The sequence below is a fragment of the Rhodopirellula sp. MGV genome, assembly GCF_002251265.1.
GTDB lineage: Bacteria > Planctomycetota > Planctomycetia > Pirellulales > Pirellulaceae > Stieleria > Stieleria baltica_A.
Genome location: NZ_NPDI01000005.1, coordinates 32,222 through 44,860 on the forward strand (window position 1 = coordinate 32,222; position 12,639 = coordinate 44,860).

At 56.6% G+C, this 12,639-nt stretch carries 10 protein-coding genes; 6 read left to right on the forward strand and 4 right to left on the reverse strand.

Going from position 1 to position 12,639, the window contains the following annotated elements; all coding sequences use genetic code 11:
• Nucleotides 1-26: 26 nt before the first annotated feature.
• From dxs to xseB, 3 genes are all read right to left on the reverse strand, one after another.
• On the reverse strand, nucleotides 27-1,976 hold the full coding sequence (gene dxs, locus CGZ80_RS02570) for a 1-deoxy-D-xylulose-5-phosphate synthase (protein WP_233148180.1): 1,950 nt from the start codon (nucleotides 1,974-1,976) through the stop codon (nucleotides 27-29).
• Nucleotides 1,977-2,025: 49 nt separating this feature from the next.
• Complete coding sequence (locus CGZ80_RS02575; RefSeq protein ID WP_233148181.1) at nucleotides 2,026-3,027, reverse strand: polyprenyl synthetase family protein; 1,002 nt, start codon at nucleotides 3,025-3,027, stop codon at nucleotides 2,026-2,028.
• A gap of 111 nt (nucleotides 3,028-3,138) precedes the next feature.
• The gene (gene xseB / locus CGZ80_RS02580) at nucleotides 3,139-3,495 is read right to left on the reverse strand and encodes an exodeoxyribonuclease VII small subunit (RefSeq protein WP_094411206.1); all 357 of its coding nucleotides are present in this window, start codon (nucleotides 3,493-3,495) and stop codon (nucleotides 3,139-3,141) included.
• Nucleotides 3,496-3,686: 191 nt separating this feature from the next.
• On the opposite strand from xseB, the gene CGZ80_RS02585 reads away from it, so the two are divergent.
• Entirely contained in the window at nucleotides 3,687-4,835 is a 1,149-nt protein-coding gene (locus CGZ80_RS02585; protein WP_143543706.1) for a hypothetical protein, read from the forward strand.
• An 8-nt stretch (nucleotides 4,836-4,843) separates the two neighbouring features.
• Here CGZ80_RS02585 and CGZ80_RS02590 read toward each other — a convergent pair whose 3' ends face one another.
• Entirely contained in the window at nucleotides 4,844-7,639 is a 2,796-nt protein-coding gene (locus CGZ80_RS02590; RefSeq protein WP_094411208.1) for a serine/threonine-protein kinase, read from the reverse strand.
• 207 nt (nucleotides 7,640-7,846) lie between these two features.
• Here CGZ80_RS02590 and CGZ80_RS02595 point away from each other — a divergent pair, with 207 nt between their 5' ends.
• The 5 genes from CGZ80_RS02595 to CGZ80_RS02615 all read left to right on the forward strand — a co-directional run bounded on the left by CGZ80_RS02595 (nucleotide 7,847) and on the right by CGZ80_RS02615 (nucleotide 12,629).
• Nucleotides 7,847-8,311, forward strand: a complete 465-nt coding sequence (locus tag CGZ80_RS02595; protein WP_094411209.1) for an Hsp20/alpha crystallin family protein — start codon at nucleotides 7,847-7,849, stop codon at nucleotides 8,309-8,311.
• A 257-nt stretch (nucleotides 8,312-8,568) separates the two neighbouring features.
• The gene (locus tag CGZ80_RS02600; RefSeq protein WP_094411360.1) at nucleotides 8,569-9,555 is read left to right on the forward strand and encodes an AAA family ATPase; all 987 of its coding nucleotides are present in this window, start codon (nucleotides 8,569-8,571) and stop codon (nucleotides 9,553-9,555) included.
• An 83-nt stretch (nucleotides 9,556-9,638) separates the two neighbouring features.
• Entirely contained in the window at nucleotides 9,639-10,610 is a 972-nt protein-coding gene (locus CGZ80_RS02605; protein WP_094411361.1) for a DUF58 domain-containing protein, read from the forward strand.
• Nucleotides 10,607-11,611, forward strand: coding sequence for a hypothetical protein (locus CGZ80_RS02610; protein ID WP_094411210.1), 1,005 nt, complete (start codon nucleotides 10,607-10,609; stop codon nucleotides 11,609-11,611). Before CGZ80_RS02605 ends, CGZ80_RS02610 begins: the two co-directional genes overlap by 4 nt.
• Nucleotides 11,598-12,629 carry a VWA domain-containing protein gene (locus CGZ80_RS02615; protein ID WP_094411211.1) on the forward strand — a complete coding sequence of 344 codons (1,032 nt, stop codon included), beginning with the start codon at nucleotides 11,598-11,600 and terminating at the stop codon, nucleotides 12,627-12,629. The genes CGZ80_RS02610 and CGZ80_RS02615 overlap by 14 nt, the downstream gene beginning before the upstream one ends.
• Nucleotides 12,630-12,639: the final 10 nt, after the last annotated feature.

The window sequence follows — 12,639 nt, forward strand, 5'->3', positions numbered from 1 at the left end:
GCTCGATTGAGAACGATTGCCCGTCGTTACTTTGCGGAGATTGACGACGAACTGAGTGCATGGTCGAGTCCCGCTTCCTTTGCCGCCGTGCGGCAGCGATCCGCGATCGCTTGCGGGCTCAAGCCACATTGGTGCAACAAGTCGTTGCGGTCACCGTGTTCGACAAAGCGATCGGGCAAACCGACGACATGAACCGACCGTGTATCGAGTCGGTCACCGACGGCTGCTTCCAGAAACGCGGTGCCAAAACCGCCGACTTCGGTGTGCTCTTCGAGCGTGACGACAAAGCGTCCGTTTTCGATCGTGTCGCGAACCATGTCGCGGTCGATCGGCTTGGCAAACCGGGCGTTGATCACGCGGAGATTTAATTCGCCGGCAAGTAGGTCTGCGGCGGCCAAAGCGTTCTCCAGCATCGCGCCGAAGGCCACGATGGTGCCGTCTTCGCCCTCGCGGATCGTTTCGCTTTTACCGATTTCGATCGGAGCCGGCGTGTTTTCCAATTGCATCGCCGAAGCTTTCGGGTAGCGGATACCGCACGGATGCTCGTGCCCCAGTGCTGCGGTAAGCATCATGTCCAGCTCTTGCGCGTAACCTGGTGCCATCACGACCATGTTCGGGAACATTCGCATGTAGCCGATATCGTAAACGCCGTGGTGCGTCGGGCCATCTGGACCGGTCAGTCCTGCGCGGTCCATCATGAACACGACGGGCAGGTCTTGCAGGCAGACTTCTTGGAAGATCTGGTCATAACTGCGTTGCAAGAACGTGCTGTAAATATCGACGATCGGCCGAGCACCGGACTTACATTGACCGGCTGCGAAAGCGACAGCGTGTGATTCGCAGATCCCGACGTCAAAGAATTGATTGGGGAACTTCTCGCGGACCGGTTCCAGCTTGTTGCCCTGGCACATTGCCGCGGTGATGACCGAGACCTTTTCGTCGGCGGCCATCGCTTTGCTGATCGAATCGCGAGCGTGGTTGGTAAACGCTGGTAACCCGTCGCTTTTGCGGGCAACCGGTTTGCCGTCGCAGTCTTCGAACGCCGGTGGCGTGTGGAAGTAAACAGGGTCGGCGGCAGCGGGTTTGTACCCGTGTCCCTTTTCCGTGACGACGTGCAGCAGCACTGGCCCTTTCATCTCGCGGACCATCGCCATGTACTTTCGTAGCAATGGGATGTCGTGGCCATCGATTGGGCCGACATAGCGAATGTTGAGCTCTTCAAACAACATTCCACCGAGGAAGCCGGCTTTGACACCTTCTTTCATCTGTGCCAGAAAACGCTCGGCCGGGTCGCCAAGCATCGGGATCTGTTCCAGCAGCTTGCCGATCTCGCTTTTCAGTCCGGTGTAGTACGGATTGCTGCGCAGGCGATCGAGGTAGCCCGCGACGGAACCGACGCGTGGGCAGATCGACATTTTGTTGTCGTTCAGGACAATTGTCAGATCGTCTTCCAGCTCTCCCGCATTGTTGAGCGCTTCGAACACAATTCCGCTTGGGAAGGCGCCATCACCGATCACGGCAACCGTGCGACGCTGCTCTTCGCCAACCAGGATGTCACCGCTTCGCAAGCCGACCGCAGTGCTGACGCTGCAGCCGGCGTGGCCCGTCATGAACAGGTCGTATTCACTTTCGGCCGGGTTCGGATATCCCATCAATCCGCCTTGGGTGCGAATCGAAGGGAATTCGTGATAGCGACCGGTGATCAGCTTGTGTGGATAGATCTGGTGGCCGGTGTCCCAGATCAAACGGTCCGTGCGAAAATCAAACTCGCAGTGCAGCGCCAAGCACAGTTCCACGACCCCCAGGTTCGACGCGAAGTGAGCCGTGCGCGTGGCGAGCAGGTTGCACAGCACGTCGCGAATCTCGCTCGCGGTCGCTTCCAATTGGTCATTGGAAAAATTCTTCAGGGCGCTGGCGTTCTTCAGGTCGGCCAAGTGCGGGTGATAAGCTTCTGTCAATTGCCCATCCTTCTTCATGGTTCGCGTGCTTGTGCACCAATCCGTTGGTGTTGTTGAGTGTCTTGGGTCAATGAGTTCTGGCCAACACATAGTCGGCCAATATGTTTAACCGCCAAGCAGCGTTTCCGAAAACCGAAACATGCTGCTTCGCAGACTCAATTAGCTCACCCGCATGGCGACGGGCACCGTCTAGTCCCATGATCGCCGGGTAAGTCAGCTTGCCTCTTCCCGCGTCTTTTTGCACTCGTTTACCGAGTTCGCTTTCGTCCGCAGTGTAATCCAACAGGTCATCGACCACTTGGAATGCCAGGCCGATGTCACACGCGTAGTCCGCGAGCGATTGACGCATCGAGTCATTTGCGCCGGCTAGCACCGCACCAAGCTGCAATGAAGCGGAAAACAACGCCCCTGTTTTGCGGCGATGGATTGCCCGCAATTTCTCGAGCCGTCCATCCTCCGCAGCCGAAGCATCGATTTTACGTTCATCGGCATTCGGATGTTCATTGCATTCCCTTTCTGCTGCCAAGTCGTCCGCTTGCCCGCCAACTAGGTTTGCCGGGCCGGCGGCTACCGCCAGGAGGTTGACAGCGGTTGCCAGCCGAGAGGGGTCTTCGATGTGCCGACAAAGGTGTGCAAATGCCATCGGCTGCAGCGCGTCACCCGCCAAGATTGCGGTGGCTTCGTCAAATTCGATGTGGACAGTCGCGCGGCCACGCCGGAGGTCATCGTCGTCCATCGCGGGCAAATCGTCGTGGATCAGCGAATAGGCGTGGATCATTTCCACGGCGACAGCACCTGGAAGTCCGTCGCGGATGTCGCCACCACAGGTTTCAGCTGCCATCAAAACCAGTGCCGGCCGAAGGCGTTTCCCGGGGGCCAGCAGTGCGTACCGGATCGCATCTGCCAGCACGTCGGGGCAGCGGTTGAGCGGGTGTTGTGTGAACGGTGCCATTTCGGCGGTCCCGTTGCAGGCTTCGTCGACTGCATCATGAAGCGCCTGTTCGACAAGCGGGCGGAATTCACGCATCGCTTGCTCGAACTGACTTTTGATCGGTGTAGAAGAGTCCACTGCGGCTGGGGAGCCGGCAGCGGAGTCGTTTTGGTGGTCGGTGGAGGAAGAGGCCAAGCGATCAGAGACGGGTTGGGGAGGGGCGAGACTGGTTCGCGAGCATGGTAGAGTCTAAAAAAGCCCTCCCAAGTCGTCCACGTTGTCAGAATCGCGTTTTTTTCGTTTCGCTCGGGTGCCAGTCGTTTTAGTCGACTCGCCGCTCGTTTCGGTGGGCTCGACAGACTCTGTGTGGGGCGTGCCGTCCTCGTCGACTTGGGTGAGCAGTAAAATTTTTTGTTCCGCTCGTTCCAAAACTTGATGGCAGAGCTTTATTTTCGCGATTCCCTGCTCGTACTGCCCTAAAGACTCCGAAAGGCCGAGATTTCCGCTTTCGAGCTGCTCCACAATCGCTTCCACCTCCTGAAGTGAGGTTTCAAAATCGATCGTTTGGGTGTCGCTTTGTGTCGATTGTTGCTTCTTTTTGGCCATTGAATTCCCGCAGCAGGGATGGGTTTCCCTTCACCAGGGCGTCTCTCGGCCCTCTACTTTTTTGACGAACCTATTGTCGCGACGTAAATCAGTTTGTCGAGTTGTCGATTTGATTGATGAGCTCGATTCCAAGGCAAATCAAGCACCACGGGGCACGCAATCGCCCTGTCGCGATTCTCAATCTTTTCACCATGACCGCTGAACACGAGGCCCTACAGTCACCGCATGAATCGTCGTCTGAGGTTGCTACCGCAGCCCATTCGTACGATGTTGACGCGGTCGATGGTGTCTTGTCGGCTATCGAGCAAAACTCAGAATTGCTCTCTCGTCTGATCGTGCGTCTTCGCCAAGAGGGGCATTTAGACGATCCGTCTCCACGTGACATGCTGGTCATGTCTGCCGCATTGGAGCAAGTGGACGCTGACTCGGATGAGTCGATCAGTGACGTGAGCGATGACACGTTGGCTGTCTTGGATGAAAACGATCGCCTGCGTGAAGAGAACGAATCGCTGCGTCGGCAGTTACAAGGTGCCTACGACGACATCAGCCTCCTGAAAGAACAAAACTCCAAGCTGGCGTCCAAAGTCGCCGACGCCGACAAGTCACGCGCTCCCGCGAAAACGCCAACACCGTCCCTCTCCGCGACGGCATCTAGTTCGGCAACCAGTTGGCAAGAACGAAAGCAGCAGATCATCGAGCAGTTGGAGAACGGCTCGTTCGACGCGGAAGAATTTATTTCCAATCTCAATGGATCAAAGTCCGGGCCGAAAGCACCAAGCCTGGCAAAGCCAGAATCGGTAGCACAGGCCAACGCCAAATGTTTGACAGTTGCAGATGCGATCGAATACATCGAGCAGTTGTATGACGAGATCACTCGACTTCGCGAAATCGAAGAGCAATCGCAGCAGCAGTCGTTGCGTTATGTTGCCGAGATCGAAGGCTTAAAACACTCTGCCGAGTCGTTGGAGCAATCACTCGAAGCTCTCGGTCAAGATCAAGCATCGATGGCGCGTCATGCCGGCAGCCCGGCAACGGATCACTCGGACATTGTGCATTCCGATCCCAAGGTCGAAGCGATCTTGTCGGCCGATGAACTCGTCGTTCAAGAGCGAGAGAGGCTGACACAGTTGCAGCACGGCGTGGAAGAGAAGCTTCGCGAAGTCGAAATTCGTGCTTCGCTTGAGCGGGCAAAGCTTTCTCGTCGCACCGTCGAACTTGAAAAGGTTAACGACAACTTGAAACGCCAAGTCGAAGATCTTGCCCAGCGTCTTGCGCTCGACACCGAAAACGGCGTGACGACGCGCTGGATGCAAAAGCTCGGCCTATCGACCAAGAAATAGCGACTGTGCTATCGCTCCGGCTCTTCGCCATAAATCGCACCGGGAAGATAGATCACCAAGGCAGCGGCAACCGCCACAATCCAGGCGGGAAGTGACACGATTCCTGGGATCTCGATCGCCGGAATTCCCAGTGTCGGGCCAAGCAGGATTACCAGTGTTGCCACGAGTGCAAACGGCGACATCCGCCACCCAGAAACAAAGGCTGACATGCACAGCAGCACCCCGGCCATTCCGATCGACCACAGATTTGTTGTGATGCCGAGGGCATTCGTGGTGAGGTCAGCGGGGATCTCGTGAAGCGATAGTTTGCCTTGGCGAAACGCGCTGACGGGATTGAAGGCCGCCGAGTTTTCAGTGCCAGAGGTTTGGTCAAATAGTTCAGACGCTTGCAACGCGAACGAAAACACGGTTAGCAACAGGCATCCCGTCAGCATCCGTGTGTATCCGGACAAAGCGAGCTTCCAACTGGCGTGTTTGTCACGCGGTCGTTTGTATTTTCCGCTGCGTGCGTCGGCCAACATCGCCTTAATCCGTTGACGCTTGGCTTCGGCTTGCACACGCTCGTTTCCGGGAGAACTGTCGACGACTTTTTGAACGCTTTCCATCACTGCCGACGCGACCTGCCAAGCTTGTTCGTGGGCTTCTTTGGCAGACACACCTTGGCTGACGAGTGCGTGTTGTTCCAGAGCCGCGAGCTTCTTGCGGTCCTTGGCTTCGCGTTTCGACTTCGTACGCTCGGCAAGGTTGCGATACAAGCGATCGCGGATCGTGCCGCCATCGATCGGCCCGGTGAATGAGTGATCGCCCTTCAAGCGAGTGCGGGTCGCTTGTAAGGCCTCGTACCCAAACAAGACTTCGTAGGTCGGTTGCCAATGCTGTCCGGCAAAACGAGCGACGAAGTCACGCAGACCGTTTTCTTCTACGCCGGCGATTCGCAGGTCACGGATGAACCGTTTGGCTTCGTCAAGCGATGCTTGTCCTGACTTGATCGATGTCGCGACCAGCGCAAAGTGATACGCCGCTCCCAGCCCGATCCCAAGTGCCAGCCCAATGATCACGCCCAGCCAAAGCCCCGTGATCACCATGACAAAAGGAATCGCGATCGCGACAACCCCCATCGCTATCAGTTCGAATAACGACAGGGTTTCGAACCAGGCTCGCAGCGACTTCGCCAACGGGTCGGTGCCAGCTATCCCGCCAAAGAAGACGACTGCGGCACAAGCCGATACGAACATCGTCGGGCACAATAGCAACAGCGAAAGTGACGCGAAGGGAACGGCGACTGTTCCGACCAGTGACAGCAGTGCAAAGCACGCGAACAACACGCCACTCCAGCTTCGCAAACGCTGTGTTTTTGCATAGGCCGCCGCCAACTCTTCCCAGCGGTCGGCTTGTGTTTGGGTGGGCGAAAATCCGACGGTGAAGTCAACGCCTAAGAAAATGTGCAAGTCATCGATCATCTCCGCCAGTGAGGCATAGCGTTCGCTGGGGCGTTTCGCCATTGCACGCGAGACAATTGCGACGAGTTCTTTGGGCGCGTGTCGATTGATTTCGGCAAGGTCCGGCAAGGCTGCCTTGGCGTGTTGTTCAAGCACATCGGCCGGTTCTTCGCCGGAATAGGGCGACCGTCCAGCGAGCAAGTAAAACAGGCTGCATCCGAGCGAGTAGATGTCGGCGCGGTGATCCACCGTGCTGGAATCCGCTGATTGTTCGGGGGCCATGTAGGCTGGCGTGCCGACGGCCGTTCCCTGCATGGTGACTTGGGTGCCGCTCTGCAATCCGCTTAACAGCGTCGCGTCTTGAATCGGCTCCGGGTCGACTTGGTCAGGAATCTTGACCAAGCCGAGGTCGGCGACTTTGACGACGCCATCGTCGGCAAGCAGCAGGTTTGCCGGTTTGACGTCGCGATGAACCATCCCATTGCGGTGCGCATATTGAAGTCCCCGTGCCGCTTGCAAGATGTACGTCGCGGCAAGTTTTGGTGCGATGCGTCCTTTCTCGCGAACGAGGTCGGCGAGGGAACCGCCGCGGATCCATTCCATCGAAAAGTAATGCAAGCCGGCGTCTTCACCAAAGTCGTAAATCTGGACGACGTTATGGTGCGTCAGTTGTGCCGCCGCATAGGCCTCACGCGTGAATCGTGCCAGCGAAGCGGGGTTCTTCGCAAAGCGTCCGCGAATGGTTTTCAACGCGACGTCGCGATCGAGTGAAATCTGTTTGGCTTGATAGACCGCGCCCATGGCTCCTCGCCCAAGCATGCGGATCAGCCGGTATCCGCCCAGTCGCGCTGGGATGTCAGACGGGTCCGAGCCGAAGTCATCATCGTCGCTGGCATCGGCAGCATTAGACGCGTCGATTGGGCTTGCCGCTGGCAGCTTCTTACCGCTTCGCGTTTGCGGCTTGTCGCTTTGAAACGAAAGGTCGGACGATTCGGCACGTGATGTGGTGTGCCGTGCTTCCATCGTTTGGTCGAGTGTCTGTTCGGACCCGGATCGTGTGCGATTGGGATCGACGACCGGATTGGTCAGTTTGGAAGTCCCGCTTGTGCTGGCATGAGAAGACGATTGCGAAGACCCGGTTTGTGGATTTCGCTTGCCGTCCGACTTGGCGATGCCGACGCGAATCTTTGGGGGATCGTCATCCGAAACCAGCAGCACAAATGGCTCACCACATCGTTTGCATTTCGGCTTGTATCGCCCTGGCTTGGGGGACGCAAGCGTAAGCTTTGATTGGCAATGAGGGCACTTGATCTGCATCGTCCAAGGACTGACTTCGGTCGGCTGAAAGGGGGCTGGGTTGGCCACGTGACGGTTTGCTCTCAAGACCAAACAATGATGACCAGATGATCAATTCTAACCTTGGAGTCAAAAGTCGTGCATCCGAGGCAGCGGAACGATCACGAATTGGCATACTGCTTGCATTGTTGGAATGTTCGTTGAGGCGTCTGTCAAAATTGCAGAACCTCGGAAAGTAACGTTCGGTTCCAACGAGTGATTTGGAGGATTGCAACCATGAGTAAGTTAAGTTCGTCCCTGTCTCGCTCGCTCGGTCCCAGCCCTTTGGCAATGGCGAGCCGCGAGATGGATGAGTTGTTCGATCGTCTGTTTCAACCCGTCGTCGGTGGTCAAGCTGTACGTAGCAACGGACGGCAGTGGTCGGCGCCCGTTTCCATTTGGGAAGAAGGCGAGCAATTCCACATCCAGATGGACCTGCCAGGTTTCAGCCACGAAGATCTGGACGTGTCGTTCAATGATGGCCAGCTGGCAATCACCGCGACACGCAAACGGGACGACGCGGAGTCACGCAAGTATCTGCATGACGAACGCCACTGGGGGGAAGTCAGCCGCGTGATCCCGTTGCCCGATTCGGTCGATCCCGATTCCATCGAGGCGTCGTACGTCGATGGTGTGCTTTCGGTGACCTTGGCCAAGCGGCCCGAGGTGCTGCCAAAGAAAATCGAGATCAAGACGCGGTAACAGGCCGCTCCCAATCGATCCGATAGAACTGTCGTTGTAGCAAAGCCCCTGCGGGAGGGTCGCACTCTCGCAGGAACGCTTTGTCGCAGACAGTCCGTTGACGAGGTTTTCAGGGCGGGAAGTGTTCGCCCGTGGCACCGCATCCATCTTGCCGTGTCACGGGCGAACCCTTCCCGCCCTTCGTTTGTGGAGTGAAACCGGTTAGGCTGACAATGACCGGATTTGAATCCCCATCAACGTTTGCCGTTTTCAATCGAATGAACGCCCCGCAACTTGACGAACAGATTGCAAAGTACGCGCAGATTTGCAGCCGTTTGACCGACGAGGTCGGGCGTCTGTTGGTCGGCCAAGACAAAATGGTGTCGCGGCTCTTGATCGGACTGCTTACCGGTGGTCACGTGCTGCTCGAAGGCGTGCCGGGTTTGGCGAAAACTCTGACAGTTAGCTCCCTTGCCAAAGCGATCCGGACCGATTTTTCACGGATCCAATTCACCCCGGACATGCTTCCGGCTGACGTGATTGGCACCGAGATTTTTAATCCCAAGGACGCAACCTACAGCGTTAAACAGGGACCGATTTTTTCCAACTTGGTCCTCGCCGACGAAATCAACCGTGCACCGGCCAAGGTCCAGGCGGCGCTGCTCGAAGCGATGCAAGAAAAACAGGTCACCATCGGTACCGAAACGTTCCGATTCGGCGAACCCTTTTTGGTGATGGCGACGCAGAACCCGATCGAGCAGGAAGGGACTTACCCACTGCCCGAAGCGCAGGTCGACCGCTTCATGCTGAAAGCGACTGTCGATTACCCCAGTCGAGACGACGAACGCAAAATCGTTGATCGTATCGCGGGTGGTAAACCGGTCCCCGAAATCACCCCCGTCGCCACGCCCGAAGAGATCATGGAGATCCGTGGGGTGGTCGAAAAAATTTGGTGTGATGAAAAGGTTCGTGACTACGCCGTCGATGTGGTCCGGGCGACACGACAGCTCGGCGATGGGGCCGGCGGGCCGCTTGAGAATATGATTGAGATGGGGGCCAGTCCACGGGCTTCGATCTTCCTGCTCAAAGCCGGCAAGGCACATGCGTTTTTGGACGGACGCAGCTATGTCACCCCGCATGACATTAAATCGCTCGCCCCGGACGTGCTGCGGCATCGCATCGTGCTGACGTATGAAGCCGAAGCAGAAGGTAAAACCGTCGACAGCATCCTGCGTGACATCTTGGACAACGTCCCCGTTCCCTGATTTTGGTTCAGCGACAAAACGCTGCCGTTTTGTCATCGCGCGTCGTTGGGAAGCTGTCTCCAGGAATCCGAAACTCATTCACCATGCTGCCACGCGAAGTCATCCGCCGTGTCCGCGACATTCAGATTCGAACCGGTCGCCAAGTCGCTGACGTCTTGGCCGGTCAGTACGAATCTGTTTTCAAAGGTCGTGGGATCGAATTCGATGAAGTTCGGCCCTACGTCCCCGGTGACGATGTCCGTACGATCGACTGGAATGTGACCGCGCGTGTCGGTGAGCCGTATGTCAAACGATACATCGAAGACCGTCAGTTGACGCTGATGGTGATGGCAGATGTCTCTGCTTCGCAAGACTTCGGTTCCAACTTACGCAGCAAACGCGAAGCCACTGCGGAGCTCAGTGCCCTGCTCGCGTTCTCGGCCAACCAGAGTGACGACAAGATCGGCTTGACGCTCTTTCATGGCAACATCGAACAATACATTCCCGCTCGCAAAGGCGGTAAGCACTCGCTGCGAGTCATCCGCGAAGTCCTCGCCCATGGACAGGTCGAAGCCAAGCAAGACGCCGTGAAAACCCCGTCGCGTTCGAAGCGGCGGTGGTTGCCGATGTTTGGACGACGGGCGTGGTGGCGCACCGGACGTCAAGCCACCAACATTGCCGGTGCGATGGAATTCCTGATGTCGGTGACGACTCGCAAAACGATCTGTTTTGTCATCAGTGATTTCTTGGACGACGATTACATTAAACCGATGCAAAGTGCGAACCGAAAGCACGATGTAATCGCGGTCTTGGTGACCGATCCGACTGAGCTTGAGATACCTGCCGTCGGTTTGGTCAATCTGGAAGACGCCGAAACCGGAGAAGTCCGGCAATATGACACCTCCTCTTCTGCTTTTCGTGACAAAGTCCAATCGCACTGCAACCAACGCATCGATCGCCTTCGCCGTCAATTCGCCGCTTCTGGGATCGACTTCATTCACATCGATGCCGGAGGCGATGTCGTTGACCCGCTGGTGAAATTCTTTCACATGCGTCAACGGAGGATGCGAGGGTGAACGGTAATCTTGTAGCCAAAGGCCTGCTGCTGTTGATGCTTTGCCAGCACGCAAGTTTCGTCATTGCCGCCGCGGATGAAACCGAGACGATCACCAGCGAACGAGTTTCCGGACCGGTAACCGTGCGTGTGTCGCTTCAACCAAAGTCGCCGATCATTGGTGACACGGTCAAGTTGACGATCGCGGTAACAGCCGAAAAAGATGTCGAAGTCTTGATGCCCGATTTCGGTTCGGCGCTCAATCGTTTTTCGATCGTCGACTTCGCACCGCGACAATCGATCGATGACGAAGGACGCGTCATTGCGACACAGACCTATCGGTTGGACCTTCCATCTTCGGGGCCGCAAGTGGTCCCGCCTATCTTGGTCGAGTACATCGATCGTCGCGAAGGTAAACAGACTACGCCAGAGGATTTGGACGCTTACGAAATCCTTACTGATCGCATCAAGTTCGACGTGCAGAGCGTCTTGCCATCGGAATCGACTGACGAGCTGGTACCGCCGCTGGGACGGTTGGATCCATTGCCAAACGCGACCAACAAACGTTCGGGTGTCGCTTGGGGATTTGCGATCGGCGTGATGACGCTGGTGAGCGCACTCGCGATTGTGTTGTGGGTGAGATCGCGTCAACGCGAACGACGTCGTTCGGCATTTGAAATCGCCAACGGTCGCTTGGAACAACTCCTGCAAAGCCCGCGTGAGACCGAGCAACAAATCGATCAATTCTATGTCCAGCTGACCGCAATCATTCGGCAATACATCGAAGACCGTTTCGAGATGCGAGCTCCCGAATTAACCACCGACGAGTTTCTCGCGTCGATCAGCAATTCGCCTGACTTTTCGTCAGAGCACCAAGGATTGTTGCACGACTTTTTGCGACACGCCGACCTCGTCAAATTCGCCGGCGCAAAGCCATCATCGGACGAGACCCATCGTTCGATCGAAACGGCACGACGGTTTCTTCTTGAAACCCGACAAGGAGGCGAGGATGCCGGACATTGAATTCCGAAACGCTGGATTCTTGTGGCTACTGCTTTTCTTGCCGCTGATCTATGCGATGGCCGTGGCGAATCCGAACGTGCTGCGTTTTTCGTCGCTGCAGATTCCCGATCATGGCTCACGGGCCATTCGAGTTTGGTTGGCGAAACTACCCGCTGTGCTGATGTCACTTGCCGTTGCGTGCATCATCGTCGCGCTGGCTGGACCGCGAACGCCGAATGCGGAAAGTAAAGTTTCCCGCGAAGGGATCGCCATCATGATGGTGGTCGACCGCTCGGGTTCAATGAAGGCACGTGATCTAGTCGAAGGAGACTACAGTGTTGACCGTTTACAGGTCGTCAAAGAAGTCTTTCGCCAGTTCGTTTTGGGTGATTCTGATTCCGGCACCCAAGGCCGTGACGATGACGCGATTGGATTGATCGCCTTTGCGGGATTCGCTGATAGCTTGTGCCCGCTGACGCTGGATCATGGCAACTTGGTATCCATGGCAGACGAGTTACAGATCGCCGATTCGCGTCAAGAAGACGGTACCGCGATCGGCGACGGTTTGGCACTCGCTGTCGAACGCCTTCGGCGGAGCAAAACGAAATCCAAAGTCGTCATTCTGCTGACCGACGGTTCAAACAATGCCGGGGTCATCGATCCCGAACAGGCCGCCGATGTGGCCCAAGCCAGCGGGGTCAAGGTTTACTGTATTGGAACTGGGACCCGAGGCCGGGCGCCGTTTCCTACCATCGATCCGTTTACCGGTCGCAGTATCTTGGCCGAAATACCGGTCGAGCTTGACGAAGACACCTTAAAAATGATCGCCGATAAAACAGGCGGCGAGTACTTTCGGGCGACCGATCGCGACAGCTTGGTCGGTATCTACCAACAGATTGACAAGATGGAACGCACCAAAGTCACCGAACAGCGTTACCTACAATACGATGAACGCTATCGGACTCCGCTGTTAATCGGCGTAATCTTGTTGGGGGCGTCGCTGCTCTCCCGGGCAACCATTTTTCGAACGCTTCCCTAACGCCGCGTTG